This window comes from Nocardiopsis sp. CC223A (assembly GCF_030766825.1).
Classification (GTDB): Bacteria; Actinomycetota; Actinomycetes; order Streptosporangiales; family Streptosporangiaceae; genus Nocardiopsis.
The window spans coordinates 32,169-55,315 of sequence record NZ_JASFDV010000042.1 but is presented as its reverse complement, the minus strand read 5'-3'; the positions used below and the strand labels follow the sequence as shown (position 1 = coordinate 55,315).

At 68.7% G+C, this 23,147-nt stretch carries 18 protein-coding genes; 12 read left to right on the top strand and 6 right to left on the bottom strand.

Annotated features, from left to right (window positions below):
- Positions 1–757 precede the first annotated feature (757 nt).
- The gene (locus QJS33_RS17775) at positions 758–910 is read left to right on the top strand and encodes a hypothetical protein (RefSeq protein ID WP_306369122.1); all 153 of its coding nucleotides are present in this window, start codon (positions 758–760) and stop codon (positions 908–910) included.
- A 183-nt stretch (positions 911–1,093) separates the two neighbouring features.
- On the opposite strand, the gene QJS33_RS17770 is transcribed toward QJS33_RS17775, so the two are convergent.
- A complete protein-coding gene (locus tag QJS33_RS17770) occupies positions 1,094–1,228 on the bottom strand; it encodes a hypothetical protein (RefSeq protein ID WP_306369121.1) in 135 nt (44 codons plus the stop codon).
- Between the two features lie 309 nt (positions 1,229–1,537).
- On the bottom strand, positions 1,538–2,629 hold the full coding sequence (locus tag QJS33_RS17765; protein WP_306369120.1) for a hypothetical protein: 1,092 nt from the start codon (positions 2,627–2,629) through the stop codon (positions 1,538–1,540).
- Here QJS33_RS17765 and QJS33_RS31425 point away from each other — a divergent pair.
- Entirely contained in the window at positions 2,628–3,062 is a 435-nt protein-coding gene (locus QJS33_RS31425; protein ID WP_372339676.1) for an RRXRR domain-containing protein, read from the top strand. The two genes, QJS33_RS17765 and QJS33_RS31425, sit on opposite strands and share 2 nt — an antisense overlap.
- On the opposite strand, the gene QJS33_RS17760 is transcribed toward QJS33_RS31425, so the two are convergent.
- From QJS33_RS17760 to QJS33_RS17750, 3 genes are all read right to left on the bottom strand, one after another.
- Positions 2,956–3,636, bottom strand: coding sequence for a hypothetical protein (locus QJS33_RS17760; protein WP_306369119.1), 681 nt, complete (start codon positions 3,634–3,636; stop codon positions 2,956–2,958). The two genes, QJS33_RS31425 and QJS33_RS17760, sit on opposite strands and share 107 nt — an antisense overlap.
- Complete coding sequence (locus tag QJS33_RS17755) at positions 3,633–4,847, bottom strand: AAA family ATPase (protein WP_306369118.1); 1,215 nt, start codon at positions 4,845–4,847, stop codon at positions 3,633–3,635. Before QJS33_RS17755 ends, QJS33_RS17760 begins: the two co-directional genes overlap by 4 nt.
- Before the next feature lie 462 nt (positions 4,848–5,309).
- Positions 5,310–5,675, bottom strand: coding sequence for a hypothetical protein (locus tag QJS33_RS17750; RefSeq protein ID WP_306369117.1), 366 nt, complete (start codon positions 5,673–5,675; stop codon positions 5,310–5,312).
- Between QJS33_RS17750 and QJS33_RS17745 the strand changes: the two genes are divergently transcribed.
- Both QJS33_RS17745 and QJS33_RS17740 read left to right on the top strand, forming a co-directional pair.
- Entirely contained in the window at positions 5,667–5,789 is a 123-nt protein-coding gene (locus QJS33_RS17745; RefSeq protein ID WP_306369116.1) for a hypothetical protein, read from the top strand. The two genes, QJS33_RS17750 and QJS33_RS17745, sit on opposite strands and share 9 nt — an antisense overlap.
- Positions 5,786–6,091, top strand: coding sequence for a DUF397 domain-containing protein (locus QJS33_RS17740; protein WP_306369115.1), 306 nt, complete (start codon positions 5,786–5,788; stop codon positions 6,089–6,091). The genes QJS33_RS17745 and QJS33_RS17740 overlap by 4 nt, the downstream gene beginning before the upstream one ends.
- 85 nt (positions 6,092–6,176) lie before the next feature.
- On the opposite strand, the gene QJS33_RS17735 is transcribed toward QJS33_RS17740, so the two are convergent.
- Positions 6,177–6,743, bottom strand: a complete 567-nt coding sequence (locus tag QJS33_RS17735; RefSeq protein ID WP_306369114.1) for a hypothetical protein — start codon at positions 6,741–6,743, stop codon at positions 6,177–6,179.
- 258 nt (positions 6,744–7,001) lie between these two features.
- On the opposite strand from QJS33_RS17735, the gene QJS33_RS17730 reads away from it, so the two are divergent.
- From QJS33_RS17730 to QJS33_RS17695, 8 genes are all read left to right on the top strand, one after another.
- Entirely contained in the window at positions 7,002–9,077 is a 2,076-nt protein-coding gene (locus tag QJS33_RS17730) for a hypothetical protein (RefSeq protein ID WP_306369113.1), read from the top strand.
- 91 nt (positions 9,078–9,168) lie between these two features.
- A complete protein-coding gene (locus tag QJS33_RS17725; RefSeq protein ID WP_306369112.1) occupies positions 9,169–10,800 on the top strand; it encodes a class I SAM-dependent DNA methyltransferase in 1,632 nt (543 codons plus the stop codon).
- On the top strand, positions 10,797–11,993 hold the full coding sequence (locus QJS33_RS17720; RefSeq protein WP_306369111.1) for a restriction endonuclease subunit S: 1,197 nt from the start codon (positions 10,797–10,799) through the stop codon (positions 11,991–11,993). The genes QJS33_RS17725 and QJS33_RS17720 overlap by 4 nt, the downstream gene beginning before the upstream one ends.
- Positions 11,990–15,265, top strand: coding sequence for a type I restriction endonuclease subunit R (locus QJS33_RS17715; protein WP_306369110.1), 3,276 nt, complete (start codon positions 11,990–11,992; stop codon positions 15,263–15,265). The genes QJS33_RS17720 and QJS33_RS17715 overlap by 4 nt, the downstream gene beginning before the upstream one ends.
- A gap of 277 nt (positions 15,266–15,542) precedes the next feature.
- A complete protein-coding gene (locus QJS33_RS17710) occupies positions 15,543–16,142 on the top strand; it encodes a hypothetical protein (protein ID WP_306369109.1) in 600 nt (199 codons plus the stop codon).
- A 126-nt stretch (positions 16,143–16,268) separates the two neighbouring features.
- Positions 16,269–17,921: a DUF6119 family protein gene (locus QJS33_RS17705; protein WP_306369108.1), complete on the top strand. Its 1,653-nt coding sequence runs from the start codon at positions 16,269–16,271 to the stop codon at positions 17,919–17,921.
- 219 nt (positions 17,922–18,140) lie between these two features.
- Positions 18,141–20,279, top strand: coding sequence for a UvrD-helicase domain-containing protein (locus QJS33_RS17700; protein ID WP_306369107.1), 2,139 nt, complete (start codon positions 18,141–18,143; stop codon positions 20,277–20,279).
- Between the two features lie 68 nt (positions 20,280–20,347).
- Complete coding sequence (locus QJS33_RS17695) at positions 20,348–22,831, top strand: DUF262 domain-containing protein (protein ID WP_306369106.1); 2,484 nt, start codon at positions 20,348–20,350, stop codon at positions 22,829–22,831.
- Positions 22,832–23,147: the final 316 nt, after the last annotated feature.

Sequence of the window (23,147 nt, the reverse complement as noted above, 5' to 3'; positions counted from 1 at the left end):
CGGGCACCACCCGCTGGAACAGTTCCCACAGCTCGTCCGGCACCAGCCGTTCCACCATCGACACAGGAGCAGGCTACCGAGAACCCAAATGAGATGAGCTCTAAGCCGGCCCGTGCACCCGTGCGGGTGCACCGAACAGGCCCAGGGCGTGCACCCGGAGGGTGCACGGCACGCAGGGGAACGTGGGGCAACTTGGCACAACGGGGTGAGCGGAACCGCCGCTGCCTGCGGATTCTCGGATCCGCGCAGGTCAGGGCGCTTGCGGACCCCAGTTCAAGTCCCGTCACTCACCCCACGAGCGAAAGCCCCTGACCAGCGCGGAAGCGCACCGGTCAGGGGCTTTCGCGTTCCCGGGGGCGCCCGGAGGCCACCGGGCACGAACCGGTACCGGCACCTCAAGGAGCGCCTCTCCCGACCGACCCTGCGGTCACCCCCCGGCCGACGGACAGGGTGACCACAGTATCCGGCCGGTCCGGGTCCAGCGGGTGGCGTTCAGCCCTCCCGGGCCGGTTCTGAAGTGCGGCCCGGGCGAAAAGCCTGCCCTCGGGCGTCGGTCGCGCGTCCGCGCCTCGTCGACACCCCGGGAAGGTGAGCACGGAGTGGGAGTCGTGGCACAGGCCGAACACCGCACCCGATGGCAGGGCCCGGTCCGGGGCGGAGTGGTCCTGCCACCCCAGCGCGGCCAGGAGCCGGCGCATGGCTGCGAGGACGTCGTCGTCTCCCCCCGGCCACCGCGAGCAGTAGCAGCCCGCCGTGGGTGTGGCCGACCCTGTCCTCGTCCGCGGGCATCCGCTCCGGCAAGGAGCTCGTCGAGCTGGTCCCGGTGGAACGGCGGACCCGGTCTCTGGTGGCGCCCGAGCCGGTGCAGCCGGCCCCTGTCGCGGACGGGCAGGACGCCGCCCGCAACTGAGCGGCGCGAACGGCGTGGCCCTTCCCGGACGGTCCCGGGAGGGGCCGCGTCCGGCTCCCCTCTCCGCAGGAGATCCCGCCGTCACTTGCGGAGTCACCCCCGCGTGCGCGGGGAGCAGCTTTCTCACCAGGGACTTCATCCCGAAGAACGCCCTTGCTACACGTGTTCCGGGAAGACTCCGTGTCAATGTCGGATCTGGAGGAGAACGGCGGGCGGGTGGGTGTGCGGCCACAGGGCCGGGAGGAGGGCGTCGACGTCCGCGGCCTTGACCGGTCCGGTGGGGGTGGCGGCCCGGATGGGCCGGGCGGCCTCCCCCACCAGATGATCAGGTGGCGGTAAGGGGGCGGACCGCGCCGCGGGTGTCCATTGCGGGTGGTGGAGGGCGACGGGCGGGCCTGGAGCGCGGCGGCCCGGGCGTGCTCGTGGGAGAACTCTGCCCGGTGGCCGCCCGGTCACCGCATCCTGCGGGCCCAGGCCCCCGGCGAGGTCGCGGTATACGCGGCCACCGCCCATGAACCGCGCCACAGGATGCCCGACGTGCGTGGTCGGCTCGACCTGTCGACGCCGACCAACGAACCATGGGGTGTGGAACGCTCTGCCGAACACGCGGCTCTGTCCCGCAGCACATCAGGCGGGCGGTTCGGCACGGTGGTCCGGTTGACCGGCCCCGCGGGGCGGCGGACCCCGGTGCCCGGCGGGCGCGGACGGAGCCATGGCCCCTGCCAGCGCCTCCCGGCGCAGCCGGTCATGGGAGGAGACGCGCCGCACCAGTGTGATGACGAACGTCGCCACGGCGGCGACCACCCCCAGGAAGGTCAACCCCATCGTCGCGAACACTCCGAGCGCCATGCGCGAATCCGCGGCCTCGGCCGTGGCCTGGTCGCCGACGGCGTAGCTCACGCCCGGGTCGCCGTCGCACTCCAGCGTGTACGTTCCCGGAGCGGGGGTCTCGATGGTCGCCACCAGTCTCCAGCCCTCGGAGGAGTAGGGGACGCTCGGGACTCCGAAGGGATAGCCGGTGGTGGACGTGACCCCCGCCAGGTCGCACTTGTAGTGGTAGGAGGCGTCCTCGGGGGTCACCCACAGGCCCCAGGCCTCCTCCTCGCCCTCGGCCACCTCGAAGACGACGCTGCCACGGCCCTCGGCCACGCCGACGAAGTCGGGCACTCCGGTCGCGGAGGAGAACAGCGACATCATGGTCAGCACACCGGCGGCGATGCCCACGGGAGCCATCGCACCGCCGATCCAGTACCAGCGCCGCTTCGGCCGGACCAGGGCCGGATCGACCTTCGGCGGGGGCGGCGGCCCCTGGTGCACCGTCCCCGCACCGTAGGGGCCGTACGGAGTGTGGGGGCCGTACGGGGTGTGGGGGCCGTACGGGGTGTGGGGGGTGTAGGCGCCCGGCGGCGGGTGGACGGGCCGGGGCGCACGGAGGCTCGCTTTGTTGATGGAACGCACCACCAGCACGATCACGAGGGCGATCACGCTGGCGAAGAAGCCCAGAGTCGGGGTGACGATGCCGAAGAAGATCTCCGCGGGGGTGTCCTCCTCAGGGGCCAGGAGCAGGACGCCGAACAGCAGGGTGACGGGGAAGATCAGGCCGCCGATCCAGTACCAGCGCTTGCGCGGACGCACCTGGTCGGGGTCGGGGCCGGAGGGCGGGCCAGGGTGCGCCTCCTGTGCGGGGGCACCCGGAACGGGGGGTCGAGAAAGGGACATGTCATGGATTGTGTCATCTGTCGGTGACCAAGAGTGGCGCCGAGGTCGGTCCGGCGGCCCCGCTGCACCGCGAACCCACGCCCCGCGCTTCCTCAACCGCGCCCGGGGATGGTCGGCCCTGTCCCTGCGCCACCGGGTGGAGACCACCGTGGCGTGGGTGGACCGGCTCGCCGGTGGCGCCCGAGCTGGTGTGGCCGGCCTCTGCGGCGGACGATCAGGACGCCGCCCGCAACTGAGCCGACGAACGGAGCGAACGGTGCGGCCCCTGCCAGGTGATCCCGGGAGGGGCCGCGCCCGGGCCTCTACTTCCGGAAGGGATTCGGCCGTCACGTGCGGAAATGCTCCCGGCCGCACAGTTCGACGTCCCGCCAGAAGCGGGTCCATGAGCTGTTGGTGCCCTGGGGCGAGTCCAGGTGCCCTTGCTCAACGATGACCCGGAAAACGTCGGGTGCGTCAGACTCGGTGTACCTGCGGCCCCTGGTCCCCGAAACATCACGCATGAGGATGCTCTTGGGGTCGGGAAGCCGACCTGTGTCCCTGCGCAGGTACTTGGCGGGGACCTTCCAGGCCTTCACCACGTGGGGCAGTGCGTCGGGGAAGAGCAGCATCCACGCCTCCATCTCGACGACGGCCAGGACGTAGTGCCCGCGCCCCGATTGGCGGTGGATCTCCTGCGCCACTCGCCGATGGACGGCCGCATAATCCGGACCGTCGACCGCGTCGAAATCCTCGTGTACGTAGAGGCAGGCGACCCGGGTCCCCGGCCCCTGCTTCTCGGCGACACCCTCCGCCTTGTTGAGAATCGCCCGGACCCGCTTGGTGAGGTTCGTCCCAGTGGCCTTGTGCAGGCGGACGGGGTCTCCGATCTGCACGATGCTCCCACGCAGTTCCGGATATCTCTTCTCCAGCAGGATCCTCAGGCTCTCCCGGTCATTGCGGTCCTCCCCCGCGATGACGATGACTTCCTTGGGGCGCCCGCTGCGTCGAGGTCGTCCCCGACCGCTCACAGACCACCGCCCAAAACCCCCGAGAACCACAACTCCCCAAGAGGGAGGCCTTCGCTCCGCTCCACAATGGCCTCCAGCTGTTCCCGGGTCACCGCCGGAATCCGGGAAGCGCCTTCGTCATCCCGTTCACAGACGATGAGTTCGTCCGGTCTGAGTCTGTCAGCCAGGGCCGGCGAATGGGTCGCTATGAGGAACTGGGTGCGCTCGCTCGCCTCTCGCAGCCGTTCCACGAGAAGTTCCAGCGCTTGGGGGTGGAGCCCGTGGTCGATCTCCTCGATGCAGGTCAGAGCCGGCGGGTGCGGATCGTACAGAAGGGCGAGAAGCCCGAGCAACCGAATGGTCCCGTAGGAGGCATCGGCCAAAGGGGTCGGAGCACGGAGCCCGGACTCATGGAGGACCACGATGACCTCGCGCGCCGCTCCGGAGGGGAACTCGAAGTCGATGTCTTTGAGCTGGGGAAGCACTTCCCTGGCGTCGGCCACCAGCCGCTGCCAGGCGTAAAGATCGTTTCTTCTGAGCGTGAACAAGAAGAGCGCGAGATTTGAGGCGTTTTCCATGAGCTTGGTCCCGGCTAGAGCACCGGAGGGCATCTGAGCGGGGAAACGAGCCCAAGTGACGTCCACATCGAACACACGGAACGCTGCGAGCCCGTCTGCCAAGGTCGCGACCTCGTTTCCACCGGCGTCATCACTCAGGCGGGGCAGAGTCGATAGACCGCTGCTGAAGCGCCGCAGGCCGATGGAATGGGTGACGGTGTCCTCGTCCGCGCTCTTGCGAGTGTCCATCACCTGGGCCTTCTCACCTTTGATGGTAATACGACGGCCGCGTCCCTTGGTTCTCTTGAACTGGAAGCTTTCCTGACGGGAGAGGGTGTCTCTACCATCCCTGCGGCGCCTGGTGATCTGTAGCGCGTATTCATCGGGGGCACTGGCGCTACTGTGTTTGGTCCATATCGCTTTGAGCCGGATACGAATAGTGGAGGGGGACCTGCTCCCACCGCGAAAGGCCGTGGCGTCGAAGCCTCCACGCCTTTCCAGCGCCGGCTCGATGTCGGTGTGGATGATGTCGGCCAGGAACCGGAAGACGTCCAGCAGGTTGCTCTTGCCGACTCCGTTGGGTCCTACCAGGACGTTGAGCGGCCCGAGCGGGATACTGACCTGGCGCAGGCTTCGGAAGTTCTGAACTTCGAGTTCCAGCAAGTGCTTGTGCATGGCTCCCAGCGTTCGTTGGCGTCGATCCGGCCCGTCCGCATCCAGGAAGCGCTGTCGGTGACGGCTTCATCCCCGCGTGCGCGGGGAACGGTTGCCGTCATGGTCAGAGCACGTCGATCTGGTGGGACCATCCCCGCGTGTGCGGGGCTCGGGATTCTGAGCGAATACCCCTAAGCACCTTAGTAGCAGCCGCCCCGCGTGCGCGGGGAGTAGGCCAGCCGTGCAGAACCGGCCTTGTCGGAGGCCCTGCTTTCCCCGCATGTGCGGGGAGCGTGAAAACAGTCGAAGCACTCCACCGGTGGAGCGAGGACCATCCCCGCGTGCGCGGGGAGCAGATACAACAACGTGCGCTCCGCAGCCGTCACGTCAGGACCATCCCCGCGTGCGCGGGGAGCAGGCTTTCTCACCAGGGACTTTATCCGAGGAATGCTTGTGGCACATGACTTCCGAGAACACGCCGGGTCAACACCGGAGACGCGCACGGACGGTCGGCGATTGGGTATGCGGCCACAGGGCCGCGAGGAGGGCGTCGATGTCCACGGCCTCGATGAGTCCGGTGGACGTGGCGGCCCAGAAGGACTGGGTGGCCTCTCCCCACCAGATGATCAGGTGGCGGTGCCGGGACTGGAGCGCGGCGGCCCGGGCGTGCTCGTGGTCGAACTCTGCGCGGTGGCCGCCCAGGCGGGGCAGCCGCTGGGCGCGGCGTTCCCGACAGGAGGGGTGCTCGCAGGCCGGGCAGACCGGGCCGATGAGCGGGGCGCGGCGGGGGAGCGGCGGGAGGGGGCGGAAGTCGTCGGGGTGGCGGGGTGAGGGGATAGGGTGCTGCATCAGATCCTCTTTAACCTGACATTCAGCAACGTACAGGGCGCTGCGCTGTCGGTGACCGCTTCCGCTCAGTTCATCGCCGACCTTCCAGCGTCCGTGGAGGATGAGCAGACATGATCCTCAAGTTCCGAAAGAGCAGCTACAGCGCCCAGAATCAAAACTGCGTCGAAGTCGCCCAGGTGCCGCCCACCTTCCGGAAGTCCAGCTACAGCGGTGCCGCACAGAACTGCGTGGAGGTGGCCCACGTTCCCGCGGGCTTCCGCAAGAGCACCCACAGCGGCGCTGGTGAGGACTGTGTTGAGGTCGCCGAGCTGCCCTGCGGTGCGGCCATCCGCGACTCCAAGCACCCCGATGCCGGGCACCTCCCCTTCCCCGCCGCCGAGTGGACCGGTTTCCTCGGCGCCGCCCTCACCAGGTAACCCCGGACGGCAGACACAACGGACGGTGCCTGGTCACATCCTCTGGACGTGACCGGACACCGTCACCTTCCCCGAGCGTGTGTGCTCAACCGTTCCCCACACGATCACCCGGCAGCAGGCACGGGCCACCCTCCTCCTCCCGGAGCCACCCCTCGTCCACCAGGTAGCGGATGACCAGTGCCCCCTCCCACCGGTCCCACCCGAACACCGCCTCCAGTTCGCGCCAGGTCGGACCGCGCCCGTGCTCGGCGAGGTGGTCCCCCGCGAACGCGGACACCCACGGTTCCAGCCCCTGCACGATCCGCCTCGCCCGCATCAGCGGCCCGGTCCGCAGGCTGCCCGCCCCCTCCGGCTTGCGGGGCTCAGCCTGCCGGGGGCCGGGAACCCGGGCCGCGTCCTCCCCGGCCGACGCGGCCCGTGTGAAGTGGGGGCGTTCCGGCTTGGAGGTCAGGTGCCACCCCCGGCAGTCCGGGCACTCGTACGCACGCCGGGGCATCCGGTCGGAGCGGTCCCGGCCGTGGTGGCGGATGGCGGCGAGGGCGAGTTCGGCGCTGATCCGGTCCTTGAACCAGCGCTTGCCGCAGCTGCGGGGCCGGGGAGCGCGCGGCGGACGGGTGGGGTTGCGTCGGGTACGGGCGTGCTGTCGGCTCATGGGGGGTGGTCCTCTCCTGATTCTCCGGGGCCGCGCTGCCACCGGTTCGTGTGCTCTGGCGGAAGGACGGGGAGCGGGGACGGCGACCGTCCGCTCCTCACGTCATGGCAAGGACGGTAACCGAGCACACACGCAAAATACATCCGGTAAGCCGACAACCCGGGTTATCAGAAAAATACCGGCGCGATCCCCGGATCTGTTCTAGAGTGGCGGCACGCCTTCACCCACCCCCCAGCACAGAGAGCGAGGAAGCACCGGATGCCGACACCACCGTCACCGCCGCCGCTGCTCTCCCTGGCCGACATCGCCGCCCTGGCCCGGGTTCAGCGCCCGGTCACCTCCACCTGGGTGCGCCGGTACCCGGACTTCCCCGCGCCCGTGTCCCAGGAGGGCAACCGCACCTGGTACGACGGCCGCGCGGTCGTCGACTGGCTCACCTCCACCGGCCGGGGCAACACCCCCGCCGACGAGATCGGCCCGGAGCTGGTCGCACACGGCCTGGTCCGCCTCGCCGAGGAGGTCGGCGCCCAGCGCCTGGTCCGGGTGCTCGGCGGACTGCTGTGCCTCCAGTACATGGATGAGAAGCCCCTCTCGGACACCGCACAGGACGCGCTGATCGCCCGTGCGGAGCGCATGGACCCCGACGACGAGTTCTTCCTACGCGAGCTGAGCGAGGACCCCGCGCTCTCCGCCCGCCTCGCCCCCGTGGCCGAGGACCTGGTCGAGGCCGCCTACACCCCCCACGGCGCCCACGAGCACCTCATGGACATCCGGCACCGCCTCGGATTCACCGGCCCCGACACCGGTTCCCTCTCCCCCGAGCTGCGCCGGCTCGCCGTCCGGGTCGCCGACCCGCTGGGGCACACCGGCTCCGACGGCACGCTCACCTTCGCCGACCCCAACGCCCTGTGCGGGGACCTGCTCCACGACCTGGTGTCCGCGCTCGACGACCCCGAAGACGCCCGAGTCCTGGCCGCCGAGGAGAACACCGAGCTGGCCCGGCTCACCCGGCGCCGACTGATCCTGGCGGGAGTGCCCGAAGTCGACCTGGACGTCCAGGAGGGCACCGACCTGGAGGAGGAGATGGCCGACCTCGACCTGGTGGTCACCCTGCTGCCCTACCAGGCCGGGGAGAACCGCTCCAAGGCCCAGGCCTTGGAGGCGATCGAGGAACTGTGCGTGCTGCTGCGCCCGGGGCGCACCGCCGTCGTCATCGGCCCGGCCGACGCGCTCGTCGGCGCTCTGGACGCCCGGGAGGCACAGATCCGCTCGCGGCTGCTGCGCGAAGGCCTGGTGGAGTCGGTGACCACCCTCCCCCCGGGCACCGACCCCGGGCGGCCCGGGTACCGGTCCGCCCTGTGGACGCTGCGCCGCGACCCGGTCCCGACCGCCCGCGGCCGGGTGCTCATCAGCGACATCAGCCCCAGGGCCCTGGACGGGGACGCCCCCCGGAAGCTGGCCGACGACATCCTGCTCTGGCGGTCCGAAGGCCACCACGCGGGCGGGCACGACCCCCGCTACGGCCTGGCGGTCACCGTCAAGGACCTGGAGGCACGGTTCGGCGAGCCCCTCCTGCCCCCGGCACCGCCGGCCTCGCGGACCCTGGCACGCACGGTCCGCGACCGGCCCGCGCTGATCGCCGAGGCGGAGACCCGGCTGTCCGAGGCCGAGCAGCGGGCGCACTCCCGCACGCAGAACGACGGCCCCCTGCACGGCGGCCTCGTCCGCCGGACGGGGCCCGCCCCGGAGCGGGTCACCGTGGGCACCCTGGTCAAGCAGGAACGGCTCATCCCGGTCAAGGGGCACCGGATGGCGGACGAACACCTCGACCCGCGCGGCCAGTTGGACGTGATCGGACCGGACGAGGTACTGGGCCGCGCCCCTCGCGGGGGGCGCCGCATCGACCAGCTGGTGCTGGCCGCGGAGTACCCGCATGTGAACCTGACCCGACCGGGGGACGTGGTGTACACGACCGCCCAGGAGTTCGGGGTGATGGTCGACCACGAGGGGACCTCGGTCGTGGCCTTCCCGGCTCGTGTCCTGCGGGTGAACCCTGAATCCCGGCGGCCGCTCACCCCGCGGGTGCTGGCGCTGCTGCTGGAGGGCGCCTGCGCGGCGGGACCGGCCTCGGAATCGGCCCGGTCCCTGCGCGGGGTCGGCGAGGTCGCCCTTCCCGACCTGCACCCGAAGGAGGTGGAGCGGCTGGACGCCTTCCTCGCCGAGACCGAGCGCAAGCGGGCGCTGCTGGACGAGCAGTACGCCGAACTCGCCACGATCCGGCGGCTGAGCGCGGCCGGGTTCAGCGACGGGACCCTGGCCGTCCCCACCGGCTGACAGACTTTCCCCATACCCCGGCCGTCCGGCTTCGCCGCCCCCTCCGGCGATCGCGCGGCCGGACGGCACCCGACGACAAGGAGCACGACACATGCCACCGCGCAAACGCGCCGCCGCCCAGCAGGGCGAGCTGTTCAACGCATCCACACCCCAGGAGATCCGGGCGATCCTGTGGAAGGCCGCCGACCAACTGCGCGGGTCCATGGACGCCGCCCAGTACAAGGAGTTCGTACTGGGGCTGGTCTTCCTCAAGTACGTCTCGGACGCCTTCGCCGAGCGCCGGCGCGAGCTCGTGGTGGAGCTGGAGGAGGACGGCATCCCCGAGCACCGCCGGGACGCCTTCCTGGAGGACCAGGACTCCTACACCGAGGAGAACGTCTTCTGGGTTCCGGAGAAGGCCCGGTGGAAGTACATCGCCGAGAAGGCGGCGAGCGCCCCCGAGGGTGTCGGCAAGCTCATCGACGACGCCATGGGCGAGATCATGAAGGCGAACCGCGCCCTGACGGGTGTGCTGCCGCAGATCTTCAACCGCGACAACGTGGACCAGAAGCGGTTGAAGGGGCTGGTGGACCTCATCAGCGACGCCCGCTTCGCGGGGACCGAGGACAAGACCGCACAGGACGTGCTCGGGGAGACGTACGAGTACTTCCTGGAGCAGTTCGCGCGGGCGGAGGGCAAGCGGGCCGGGGAGTTCTACACGCCCAAGAGCGTGGTGGAACTGCTGGTGGAGATCCTGGAGCCGTACAAGGGGCGGGTCTACGACCCATGCTGCGGCTCGGGTGGCATGTTCGTGCAGGCGCAGAAGTTCGTGGCACACCACAGCGGCCGCGACCACACACATGACATCGCGGTGTACGGCCAGGAGGCCAACGAGCGCACGTGGCGGCTGGCCAAGATGAACCTGGCCATCCACGGTATAGACCCTGAAGGCGTGGGCAAGCGGTGGGCGGACACGTTCGGCGATGACAAGCTGCCGGACCTGAAAGCGGACTACATCCTGGCCAACCCGCCGTTCAACCTGCACCCGTGGGAGCGGCGCACGGACGACAAGCGGTGGCGCTTCGGGGTACCCCCGGCGAACAACGCCAACTACGCCTGGTTGCAGCACATCATCTCCAAGCTGGGCGACCGGGGCATGGCAGGCGTGGTGCTGGCCAACGGGTCGATGTCCTCCCAGTCTTCGGGTGAGGGCGAGATCCGCAAGGCGATCGTGGATGCCGATCTAGTGGCGTGCATGGTGGCGCTGCCGGGGAACCTGTTCCGGACCACGGCGATCCCGGCCTGCCTGTGGTTCCTGGCCCGGGACAAGGGCGTGCATGGTGCGGAGGCCACCAGCGACCGGCGCGGCGAGGTGCTGTTCATCGATGCCCGGGAGATGGGCGAGATGGTCAACCGCACCGAGCGGGTGTTCACGGCTGAAGAGGTCGAGCGGATCTCCGACACCTTCCACGCCTGGCGGGGAACGGCCTCTGCCCAGAAAAAGAACCTGAAATACGAGAACGTCCCCGGCTTCGCCTACTCAGCCAAAACTCAGGAGATCGCCAAACACGACTATGTGCTCACCCCCGGGCGGTACGTGGGCGCGGCGGACGTCGTGGAGGACCCCGACGCCGAACCGCTGGACGAGAAGATCGCCCGCCTGACGAAGGAGCTCTTCGAGCACTTCGACGAGTCCAAGCACCTTGAGGCCGTCATTCACGACCAGCTCAGGAGGGTCGGATGAACAGTTACCGCACGACCACCATCGGCTCCCTGGTCAAGGAAGGCGCACTGGAATTCGGTGACGGCTACCGAACCAAGCGCCCTGAACTTGGGACCCCCGGTCTTCCCATTCTTCGCGTCGCCGAAGTATTTGACGGAAAGATCTCTCCTAGCTTCACAGATCACGTCCATGAGTCATATGCCCAAAAAATGGGAAGAAAAATTTCCCAATCACAGGATATCATCCTCACCACCAAGGGAACCGTCGGTCGAACAGCAATAATCCCCAACGACTCTCCGAAGTTCGTTTACAGCCCCCAGGTCTGCTACTTCCGAATCACAGACAAAAAATCCCTGGATCACAAATACCTCTACTACTGGTTCAAAAGCGATCAGTTTTGCTCACAGGCCTCATCGCTTATGAGCCAGACGGATATGGCTGCCTACCTCAACCTGGCCGACATCCGGTCACTGCTCATCAAGGTCCCTGATATAAAATCCCAAAGGAAAACCTCGGAAGTGCTCGGCGCACTGGATGACAAGATCGCAGTCAACGAGCGCATATCGCTGACAGCAGGAGAGCTGGCCACAGCCGCTTATGCATCAGCCAAGCAAGCATCACCGGAGAATTTCGCCGATACCCCTCTGTCCAGCACGGCTGATTTCATCAACGGCAAAGCTTTCACCAAGGATGCAACCGGAACCGGCCGCATGGTGGTCCGCATTGCCGAGATGAATTCAGGCCCCGGGACCTCTACCGTATACAACGACATCGAGGTTCCAGAAAAGCACCTTGCCAACCCTGGAGATATTCTTTTTTCCTGGTCTGGATCATTGGTCGCCCAAAGATGGTATCGCACACAAGCAATCATCAATCAGCACATCTTTAAGGTGGTTCCGAAAAATCAGAACCCACCGTGGCTGATCTTCGAGCTGGTGAAGCATAAAATCACCGACTTTCGGGCCATTGCTGCGAACAAGGCTACCACCATGGGACACATTCAGCGGCGGCACCTGGATGAGCTTGTCCCTGTACCCGATGCTGAAGTGATTTCTCGCCTCGACTCTTCCTTGGGTCCGCTTTGGAATCGCGCGCTTGCCGCCGAGCGAGAAAAACTCATGCTGGCGGAGTTGCGGGACACCCTTCTTCCTCAGCTGATGTCCGGAAAGCTGCGCGTCAAGGACGCCGAAAGAATCGTGGAGGATAACGTATGACACCCCCCAGGCCCGACGAAGATAACTCCGCCTCCGCCGCCGACTTTCCCTCAGGGCGGGTGACCGAAGCGGACTGGGAGCAGCACGCCCTCGACGAGCTCGGCGAGCTCGCCTGGCTGCCCACCCACGGCACCCAGGTTGCCCCGGGGTCCGGCAAGCGTCGGGCCTGGGACGACCTCATCCTCCACGACGAGCTCCGCGACGCCGTGGAGCGTCTCAACCCCGAACTCCCCCCCACCGCCGTGGACCGGGTGCTGACCATCGCCACCACCCCCCAGTCCCGCGAGCCCCTCCCCGAGAACAAGCTCGCCCACGGCTACCTCACCTCCGGCATCCGCCTCACCTACACCGACGAGTTCGGCGCCGAGCACTCCCCCACCGTCCGGCTCGTCGATTTCCGCGACCCGCACGCCAACACCTTCCGTGCCGCCAACCAGGTGCGCCTGCTCGACGACGACCACGAGCGCCGCTTCGACGTCGTCCTCTACGTCAACGGCCTCCCCCTCGCCGTCGTCGAGCTCAAGAACGCCTCCGACCCGCACGCCACCCTCGCCCGGGCCCACGCCCAGCTCGGCACCTACGCCGAGGAGTTCCCGGCGGCCTTCCGCTACAACGTGCTGTGCCTGGTCTCCGACGGCATCACCGCCAAGTACGGGACCCCGTTCACACCCTTCGAGCACTTCGCCCCCTGGAACGTGGACGAGAACGGCAACCCGCCGACCAGTCCCGACTTCGAGTACGACCCGATCGACGACCCCGGTCCCCTCGCCCTGGCCCTGCGCGGGCTGTTCGAGCACGCCCGCTTCCTCGACCTCACCCGCAACTTCGTCAACTTCACCACCAGCGGCAGCCGACACGGCAAGCGCATCGCCAAGGCCCACCAGTACTTCGCCGTCACCAAGGCCCTCAGGGCCGTGGTCCGCGCCTCGCGCACCAACGGCCAGGCGGGAGTCGTCTGGCACACCCAGGGCTCGGGCAAGTCCGAGGAGATGGTCTGCCTCAGCGGCCTGGTCGCCCGCGAACCCGCGCTCAACAACCCCACCGTCCTGGTCGTCACCGACCGCAACGACCTCGACGACCAGCTGCTGGGCACCTTCCAGGCCAGCCGCGACCTGCTGGGCACCGACCCCGTCCAGGCCGACACCCGCCAGCAGCTGCGCGAGGTACTCACCAACACCAACACCGGCGGGATCGTCTTCACCACCCTCCAGAAGTTCGGCCGCACCAGGGAGGAGCGCGAGTCCGGGGCCGACCACCCCCTGCTGTCCGACCGGCGCAACATCCTCGTCATCGTCGACGAGGCCCACCGCAGCCACTACGACAGCCTCGACGGCTACGCCCGGCACCTTCGCGACGCCCTCCCGCACGCCACCCTGCTCGCCTTCACCGGCACCCCGCTGTCCAAGGCCGACGCCAACACCCGCGAGGTGTTCGGCGCCGGCGAGGACTACATCGACGTCTACGACCTGCGCCGCGCGGTCGAGGACGGGGCGACCGTCCGCGTCTACCACGAACCCCGGCTCATCGAGATCTCCCTGCCCGAGGGCGTCGACCCCGCCGACATCGACGCCCAGGCGGACACGCTCACCGCCGCCATGGACGACGCCGAGCGCCGCCGCGCCCTCAAGGCCGCACTCAAGATGACGAGCATCTACGGTGCCCCGGACAGGGTGGCCAAGCTCGCCGAGGACCTGGTCGAGCACTGGGAGGAGCGCTCGAAGCTCGTCCGCCCCTACCTGGGCGGACCGGGCAAGGCCATGCTGGTGTGCGCCACCCGGGAGGTCTGCGTGCGGGTGTTCGACGCCCTGGCCGAGCTGCGCCCGGACTGGGTGGGCACCGGGCCCGACACGGGCGTGATGAAGGTGGTCTTCCACAGCGACCCCTCCGACCCCGCCGAACTCAAGGCCCACGCCATGCGGCCCTCCGAGCACAAGCTCGTCCAGGCCCGCGCCAAGGACCCCGACGACGAACTCCAGCTGCTCATCGTCCACTCCATGCTGCTGACCGGGTACGACGCGCCGCCGATCCACACCATCTACATGGACCGGCCCATGCGCGGCGCCAACCTGATGCAGGCCCTGGCCCGCGTCAACCGCCGGTTCCGCGACAAGCAGGACGGGCTGCTGGTGGGCTACGCCCCGCTGTCGGAGAACCTCCGCCGGGCGCTGGAGGAGTACTCCCCCCGCGACCAGGAGGACAAGACCCTGGGCCGGGACATCGACCGCGCCATCACCGAGGTCCGCAACGAGTACGACACCCTCTGCGGCCTGCTGTCGGGGATCGAGTGGCGCAGGCTCCTGGCCGCGGGCGACGCGGGGGCACGCAGACGGACCCTGCAACTGGTGTCCGACCACCTGGTGTCCCCGTCGGCCCGGCGCGAACCCGAGGACGGTGACGGCAAGTCCCTGTCGGAGCGCTTCCGCACCAGCGCGACCCGGCTGGAGCGCTTCTACCAGCTGTGTTCGATGAGCTCGCAGATCAGCGAACGCTTCAGGGAGCTGGAGCACTGGCGCCGCGACATCGCCTTCTTCGTGGAGCTGCGCGCCTGGGTGGTGAAGATCGAGGCCGCCAACCGGGAGGCCCGCGGCGAGGCCCTGCCCGCCGAGATCAGCATGTACCTGTCGCAGTTGGCGGCCTCGGCGGTGGACGCCGAGGAGATCACCGACCTCTACGCCGAGGCGGGCATGGGGCGGCTGGACATCACCCGCCTCAACGAGGCGCAGCTGCACCGCCTCCAGCAGTCGGCGACGCCCCACCTGGCCGCCGAGGCGCTGCGCCGCCTCATCCAGCAGAAGATGCGCGAGGTCACCCGGCACAACGCCATCAGCCGGGAGCGCTTCACGGAGGAACTGGAGAAGCTCATGCTGCGCTACATGCGCGAGCAGCTCACCAGCGCCGAGGCACTGGCCGCGCTGTTCTCCCTGGCCGGGGACGTCATGGCCGAGGCCCGGCGCGGTGAGCTGTTCGACCCGCCGCTCAACGACGCCGAGCTGGCCTTCTACGACGCCGTGGCCTCGCACGGCACCGCCAAGGACGTGATGGGCGACGACACCCTCGCCGACATCGCCCGCGCCCTGGTCAAGGACATCCGCAAGAACCTGAGCACCGACTGGCTCTCCCGCGAGCCGGTGCGCGCCAAGCTGCGCAACCGGGTGCGCCGCCTGCTGGCCAGGTTCGACTACCCGCCGGACCAGGAGAAGAAGGCGATCGACTCCGTCCTGAAGCAGATGGAGACCTTCGCCAACGAGTGGGCGCCCGCCGCCAAGGGCTGATCCACCGGCCCGGAGCGGGCCGGAAGGGGCCGGGGAACCGTCGACGGTTCCCCGGCCCCTTCGCGTGCGCGCGGGACACCGTGACGCGCCGACCCTCCTTGTGGTTTCGAGAATTTCCGATAACCCCCCTTGTCGACTCCTCAGGTTCCCAAAAGCTCCTTTCGGGACGCATGCTGGTTTCCGCCAGCGCGCACCGGCCCGTCCCGGACCGGGGCGCACCGCCTTCCGAACGCGGTCGCCCGCGACCGCCGCTTCCCTTCGACGGAGGAGACCCCCCGTGAACAGCCTCAAGCCCGCCCTCGGCGGCCTTCTGTCCCTGGTCCTGCTCGCCCCGGCCACCGGCTGCGCCGACGCGCCCGACGAGGAGCAGATCGTGAACCTGGAGCCCGCGCAGGAGCAGGACCCCGCCGAGTCCCCCACCGCCCCGGAAGAGGCCGCCGAGCCCGCCGAGGAGGAGGCGCCCAGCGCGGTCGAGGAGGAGTTCGGCTCCGAGTACGCCTACGCCGACGGCCTCGTCGTCCGCCTGGACGGCGTCGAGCGCCGGGTCACCGGCGAGTGGGACCTGCCGGAGAACACCCCGTACGTGTACTTCGACATCCAGTTCGACAACGCCACCGGCGCCCCCGTCGACCTCACCTACCTCTCCGTGTACTGCCAGGTCGGCGAGGAGGGCCGCACCGCGGAGGACGTCTACACCGACGACACCGGCACCGGCTTCACCTCCGCCGTCATGGACGGCCGCACCGCCACCGCCGGCTACGGCTGCGCCCTGCCCGAGGACGAGTCCTACCTCCAGGTCGAGCTGACGCTCAGCGACTGGGAGGAGGTGGACGACTACGTGCGCGAGACCGTCTACTTCGTCGGCGACGTCGCCTGATCCGCGTTCCGGGCCGGCGGGGCGGAGCGCCCCGCCGGCCCGGACCACGTAGGGGACCGGCCCTCCCCCGGGGAGGCCGACCGCCCCGCTCCGCCGGAACTTCCCGCTGTGAGGACCCGAACCGCCATGGCCGACCGCACGAGCAAGAAACCGCCCACCACCCGCAAGACCTCCCTCTACCGCCTCACGGACGACGGAGACCCGGACCTTCGCTCCCTGATCCGCCCCCGCTACCTGGACCAGGAGGGGTTCCGGGCCCGCCCGGTCCGGCAGGGACCCCTGCGGGGTCTGCTGGTCACCGGAACCACCGCCCCCGGCCCCGCCGACTGGTGCCAGGCCCTCGCCGACCTCACCGGGTTGGCGGTGAACGAGGAGAACCACACCGCCTTCGGCCTGCTGATCGTCCGCACGGAGAAGCACATCTACGCGCTCGGCCACGGCATGGGCCACCTCATGATCGAACCCGCGCGCATCGACCCCGGCTTCGGTATCCACTTCGCCGTGCGCTGCCTGGAGAAGGACCGTGTCACCAAGGTCCGCCGTCAGATCATGGACGCGCGCGGCCGCAGCGACGAGAACTCCGTGACCTCCGGGGAGCACATCCGCGGTTTCGGCATCGAGGAGTTCGGCGAGATCGTCAGCCACATCGCCGGAAAGGTCAGGGGGATTCCATTGACGTACACCGGTGGCGACGCCGCCGGTGCGCACATCACCGGCAATGACCGATCGGTCAAACTGCGCCTGGGCCGGACACCGGAAGACCTGATGAACGACCTGCTCGCGATCGAGGAGGTGTGCGAGCGGGACGACCCCCTGCCCGAGTTCGACTTCATCACCCAGGTCCGCCCTCTGGAGGCGGTATCGGATCTGGCTCAGGGCCTGGACGCGCGGCTGGACGAGATGCTGGGCACCGGGGTCCCCGGCCGCGTCGGCCTGGCCGTGCCCTCCGAGTGCCGTGAGGGGTTCGACTCGGCCGAGACCTTCCGGGTCAGGGTTGCGCGGCGCACGCGGACCGTCCCCGAGCTCGACGCGCAGACCCTACTCGGCCCCGTCTCCTCCTGCGCCCCTGGAGAGCGGCTGGAGACCCTCCGCAAGGGCAAGGTCCAGATGTTCGCCGACTCCGACGCCGAAGAGGTGATCAGCGGGAACGTGTCCGCCGGGCGCTGGCTCACCGCCGAGGTCGTCGAAGAGGGCGCCCACTACTTCCTCTGGCAGGGGAAGTGGTACGAGGTGGGCGCCGAGTACCTGGCGACCGTGAAGCGCCGGGTCACCGAACTCCTCGCCCGGCCCAGCCGTATCACCCTGCCGCCCTGGCCGAAGGGAGAGGGCGAAGGACCCTACAACGAGAAGCGCGTCGCGGCGCGGGCGGGCTACGTGCTCCTCGACAAGAAGAACGTGCACACCGCACGGCTCCACGGCGGCGGCTGGGAGGTCTGCGACCTGCTCGGGCCCGACGGCCAGCTCATCCACATCAAGAAGGCGCCGAGTGGTACCGCTCCGCTGAATCACCTCTTCGCCCAGGCGAGGATGTGCGTCGAGACGCTGAAATACGACACCGGGGCGCGGCGGAAGTTCATCGCGAAACTCGACGAGATCGCCCCCGGGCATCCCGCACGGGATTTCCGGGAGCCGACGGTGGTCCTGGGCATCCTCCTCAAGGAGGGGGAACCGGTCACCGCGGATTCCCTCTTCTCCTTCGCCCAGATCTCTCTGCTCCATACCGACAACGTGCTCAAGGGCCTGGGGGCGCGGCTCGAAGTCGTCTCCATCGGCCGGTGAAACCGGTGGCCGCTGCCCGTCGGACGGCGCTTCCCGAACGGTCCGCGCACCCTCTGAACACCGGGAGGCGGACCGGGTTGGCCGGATCCGGCCGCGGCGGCAAAATCCGGTACCCGGTGCCGTATTCCCGGCCCGAGGTGAGGTGATCCTCCATATTCTGGAGGCCCGAACCCGGTCAAGGACGCCCCTCCCTCCACCCCCTGTCCCGGAAAGGTTCCCTTGCCTAAGCTCGCGATCGCCCAGGATTTCCTCAGTACCTACGCGAACCTGGAGAAAAAGCTACAAAAGGCCGTCGACGAAGCCCTCGACAAGTTCGCCGCCACCTATTACGCCGGCGGACATCTGGAAAAGCCGACCGACGCCCGCGACCCGCGCTGGCGGACGTTGCGGATCAATCTCGGCTACCGGGGCGTCGTCCTGGCTCCGGACTCCGAAGAGGCGTTCGTGCTCGTCACCGTTCTCCCGCACCAAGAGGCCTACCGTTACATCCGGAGTCGACGCCCCTCGGTCAACCAGGTTCTGGGGGTCCTGGAGTTCCGGGACGAGTCGGGGCTGGACCACATGGGTTCCACGCTCACACAGGCTGCGGACGCTTCCGACACCACCCTGTTCCAGGGCGTGCCCGACAAGCACTTCACCCAGCTCGGCATCGACGAGGGCATCGTCCGCATCGCCCGTCTCCTGCCGGACGAGAGCCACCTCGACGCGCTCGGGCCCATGATGCCGCGCGCCCAGCACGACGCCCTGACCGCACTGGCGTCGGGGATGACTCCCGAAGAGGTCTGGTCCCTGCTGAGCCGGGACCTGGTGGAAGAGGTCGCGGCGGAGGACGTCGACCCCGACGACCTGGTCACGGCGATCCGCCGCACGCCGACCCAGGCGGTGTTCGTGGAGGGACCCGAAGAGCTCCGGGACCTGCTGGCGCACCCCTTCGACGTGTGGCGGACCTTCCTGCACCCCCGTCAGGAGCGCATCGCACGGCGGGACCACTACGCGGGGCCGGCCATGGTGACCGGCGGTGCGGGCACCGGAAAAACAGTGACCGCGCTGCACCGGGTCGACCATCTGGCCAGGCGCTACATTCCCGAGGACGAGCCGCTACCTGTGGGCGGCCAGGACGGTCCCAGCCCCGGACCGCCGATCCTGCTCACCACCTTCACCACGACGCTCGACGCCGCCCTGCGCAGCCAGTTGGAGCTGCTCGTCCAGGACGAACGGCGCCGCTCCCTCGTCGACGTGCGCAACCTGGACAAGATCGCCCACCAGGTGGCGCGACAGGTACACGGAAGACTGCACTTCCCGCGCATGCCCGAGCTCTCCGCCCTGTGGACTCGCCACGCCGAGGACGCAGGAGTCTCCGGACGGTTCCTCCTGGAGGAATGGGAGCACGTCATCCTCGCGCAGAACCTGCGCACCGAACGCGACTACCTGGAGGCCCGTCGGCGCGGACGCGGGCGGGGCCTGCGGTTGAACCCGGACCGGAAGCGCCGGATCTGGCAGGCGGTCCTGGCCGCCACCGAGGAGATGCGCGCGGCCGGGCAGTGGACGTTCACGTGGCTGGCCGCGGAGGCCGCCGACATCCTCGACCGGACCGGGGAGCGCCCCTACCGGCACGTCGTGGTGGACGAGTCCCAGGACCTGCATCCGGCCAAGTGGCGGCTGGTGCGCGCGCTGGCCCCCGAGGGGCCGGACGACCTGTTCATCGCAGGCGACCCGCACCAGCGCATCTACGATCACCGGGTGTCCATGGCGGCCGTCGGCATCAACGTACGCGGCCGCGGCCACCGGCTGACCGTGAGCTACCGCAGTACGCAGGAAACCCTCTCCTGGGCCGTGCGCGTGCTGGGCACGGCGCCGGTGGAGGGCTTCGACGGAACGCGATCGCACCTGGCGGACTACACCTCACCTCTGCACGGGCGCGAGCCGGTCGTGCGCGCCCACCCCTCGGCCGAAGCCGAGGCGGCCGAACTCGTACAGGTGGTCTCGGGGTGGCTGCGCGAGGGGGTGGAGCCCAACACGATCGCGGTGACCGCTCGTACGGAGACCCTGGTACGGCAGGCCAAGAGGGCCCTGGAGGCCCAAGGGATCGGCATCTGCGGCCTGGCTCAGGACTCCGGGGTGCGTGTGGGCACCATGCACTCGATGAAGGGGCTGGAATTCCGGTGTGTGGCGGTGGTCGCCGCAGGCAGGGAGCACCTTCCCCTGAAGTCGCAGATCACCGATGTCTCCGAGGATCCGGTCGCGCACGCCCACGATCTACAGCGTGAGCGCAACCTGCTGTTCGTCGCCTGCACCCGGGCACGGGACGCCTTGTACGTGTCCTATTCCGGCGAGCCCAGCCCGTTCCTGCCGAAATAACCCCTTCCTCTGGTCGAACCATCACAGATTGCCGAGGCATGAAGGCTTACGAGACCACATTCCAGAAGATGGTCGAAGGGACCAAGCAGTTCCAGGTTCCCCTGTACCAGCGCCCCTACTCGTGGGGCAAGAAAGAACTCCAGCAGCTCTGGAACGACATCACCGAGCAGATGGCCGAGGGGGAGAACTCGGATTCCCCCTGGGCCGCGGCGACCGGACACTTCCTGGGGTCGGTGGTCCTGGCTCCGGCGACCATGGCGGCCAGCGACCTGACCCGTTGGCTGCTGATCGACGGACAGCAGCGGCTGACCACGCTCACCATCGCTTTCGCGGCCATACGCGATCGCCTGCGCGTTCTACAGTCCGACGAGGCCGAGGAGGCGGGGGAGGCCGACCGGATCCACAACACCTACCTCGTCAACCAGTACAAGAAGCGGCTGGACCGGTACCGGGTCCTGCCCACCCAGTCCGACCTGGCGGCCTTCCGGGCGATCATCGACGGCGGTGCCGAGGCCGGCGGCAGCGACCGGGTCGGTTACTCCTACAACTACTTCGCCGGGAGGATCCGCTCCTATTCGGCTGAGGAGCTGCTGGCCCTCGAAGCGACCATCGGACGCGGTCTGAGTCTGGTCGAGATCCAGGCGGACCGGAGTGACAACGTCTTCCGCATCTTCGAGTCGCTGAACAACACCGGCAAGAGCCTCAGCCAGACCGACCTGCTGCGCAACTACATCTTCATGCTGCTCCCCGAGACCGGCCAGGAGGTGTACGACGAGGTCTGGCTGCCCATGCAGGCGGAGCTGGGGCCAGAGAACCTGGAGGTGCTGGCCTGGCTGGACCTCGTGCTGCGCGGCGACGAGAACGCCAAGCAGCGGGAGGTCTACCGCACGCAGCAGCAGCGTCTCGAAAAGATCGCCCGGGCCGGCGGAGAACAGGCCGTCCGGGAGGAACTGGAAGAGCTGCGGCATCTGGGCGGGCTGCTCCTGCGCATCGTGGAACCGGAGCACGAGGACGACCCCGGGCTGCGCACCGCGCTGACCCGGCTCGCCGAGTGGGGCAACACCATCTACCGGCCACTGGCCCTGAAACTCATGGTGCTGCGCGATGAAGGGCATGCCTCCACCGAACAGGTGGAACGCGCTCTGGGCCATATCGAGAGCTACCTGGTCCGGCGCATGCTCGTCCGCATCCACGCGCAGGGGCTCAACATCGCTTTCCTTCGTGCGCCGGCGAAACTCGTGCCGGGAGAGCCTGTGGACGAGTTCGTTCACCGATACCTGTCCAATCCACGGCTCCGCTGGCCTTCCGACGACGAGGTCACCGGCATCATCATGACGGGCAGCTTCTACTGGACCGGGCGCAGCCACCAACGCCTGTACATCATGCGCCGGCTCGAAGAGACCTACGCGCCCCCGGGACAGGCCGGATTCCCCACGGTGAAAATGGCCATCGAACACGTCATGCCGGGCAGGCTCACCCCTTCCTGGGACGGACTGCTGGCAGACCAGGCGGATCAGGGTGAGACCGGCAAAGAGCTCCAGGAACGGCTCAGCCACACCCTGGGCAATCTCGTGATGGTGCCGGACGGCACCGCGCTGCCGAACCACATGATCGAACGCAAGCAGCAGATCTACGCGGCCAGCGCTCTGCGCATGAACCGGGAGATCGCCGACGCCGCGAGCTGGGGAAGGCCGGAGATCGAGGAGCGGAGCCGCCGCCTGGCCGAGCGGGCCATAACGGTGTGGCCGTCACCCCGCCGGTCGGTCTCCATGACCGAGGAGACCCTGTTCAGCACCGAACCCATCAGCCAGGTCACCGCCATGATCCCGGCGGGACGGTGGACGACGTGCCAGGCCATCGCACAAGTGGCCGGGACCGCGCCCATCGCCGTCTCCTCCTTCCTCCGTGACCATCCGGGCGTCCCCAACGCCCACCGGGTGTTCAACAGCAAGGGGGAGTCGACCATCGGGTCCCACCTGTCGCAGCACAAACTCGTCAAGGAAGGTCTCGGCTTCCACCCCGACGGACGGCCACTGCCGGGACAGCGCCTCTCCTCGGAGGAGCTGGCCCAGCTCTTCGGACTGGATGTGGATCCGAGCCAGAGCCGCAGGGAACGTTTCCTCGCTCTGCTCAACGAGCACCGTTCCCCCCTGGTCGCCCAGCAGGTGGAGTTCCTCCTGCGTGAGTGGGAGGAACTGGGCGGTTTCTTCTCCTGGGGCGACGGACAGGAGACCAGCTGTTCCCTGACCATGTGGGGGCGGGAGACCTCCAGGGGGGAACGCTGGGCCCTGGTCTTCTATCCGGTATCCGGAGTCGCCGAGGTGGTGTTCCAGCATCTGGCCCGACGTCCTCCGTTCGACAACGAAGAAATGCGCCGAGAGCTGCTGAAGCGTCTGAACAACGTCTCCAGGATCGACCTGCCCGAAAACGCGGTGAGCCGAAGGCCCAGCTTCCCCTTGGAAGCGCTTCTGGGCAGCGGTGCGGCCGAGGTTCGCGAGGTACTGGCCTGGTTCCATGCGACCTGCCGAGCCTGGCAGCTCAACCGCAGGTGACGAACGAAGGCCTCCAGAGGTTTCGTTGCTCCGGAAGCGAACAGGCCGCGCTTCAGACACGGTGACGCTCCTCATCCATCGAATGCGGCCGTTTCACCGGCGGCCGCACCGCCTCTGAACAATGACCGAACGGTGGCGGCACGGTGTCGGTCGTCCGCCGTCTCACCGGAAGACCGCAAAGGCTCCCTCTGCCCCCTGTGGTGCACCGCGGCAGATGCGCCACGGGAGGCGTCCCGGCCCCGACCTTCCTTGACCGCCCCCGACATCCTCAGGAGTCCGTTCCATACAGCTCCCGGAGGATCGAAGGCCCCCTCCG

Bases quoted from the DNA above. Each gene is read 5' to 3' on its own strand.
- QJS33_RS17755 (WP_306369118.1), bottom strand. From the start codon at position 4,847: ATGCACAAGCACTTGCTGGAACTCGAAGTTCAGAACTTCCGAAGCCTG.
- QJS33_RS17750 (WP_306369117.1), bottom strand. From the start codon at position 5,675: ATGCAGCACCCTATCCCCTCACCCCGCCACCCCGACGACTTCCGCCCC.
- QJS33_RS17695 (WP_306369106.1), top strand. From the start codon at position 20,348: ATGGTCGAAGGGACCAAGCAGTTCCAGGTTCCCCTGTACCAGCGCCCC.
- QJS33_RS17705 (WP_306369108.1), top strand. From the start codon at position 16,269: ATGGCCGACCGCACGAGCAAGAAACCGCCCACCACCCGCAAGACCTCC.
- QJS33_RS17725 (WP_306369112.1), top strand. From the start codon at position 9,169: ATGCCACCGCGCAAACGCGCCGCCGCCCAGCAGGGCGAGCTGTTCAAC.
- QJS33_RS17730 (WP_306369113.1), top strand. From the start codon at position 7,002: ATGCCGACACCACCGTCACCGCCGCCGCTGCTCTCCCTGGCCGACATC.
- QJS33_RS17715 (WP_306369110.1), top strand. From the start codon at position 11,990: ATGACACCCCCCAGGCCCGACGAAGATAACTCCGCCTCCGCCGCCGAC.
- QJS33_RS17765 (WP_306369120.1), bottom strand. From the start codon at position 2,629: ATGTCCCTTTCTCGACCCCCCGTTCCGGGTGCCCCCGCACAGGAGGCG.
- QJS33_RS17735 (WP_306369114.1), bottom strand. From the start codon at position 6,743: ATGAGCCGACAGCACGCCCGTACCCGACGCAACCCCACCCGTCCGCCG.
- QJS33_RS31425 (WP_372339676.1), top strand. From the start codon at position 2,628: ATGTCATGGATTGTGTCATCTGTCGGTGACCAAGAGTGGCGCCGAGGT.
- QJS33_RS17720 (WP_306369111.1), top strand. From the start codon at position 10,797: ATGAACAGTTACCGCACGACCACCATCGGCTCCCTGGTCAAGGAAGGC.
- QJS33_RS17740 (WP_306369115.1), top strand. From the start codon at position 5,786: ATGATCCTCAAGTTCCGAAAGAGCAGCTACAGCGCCCAGAATCAAAAC.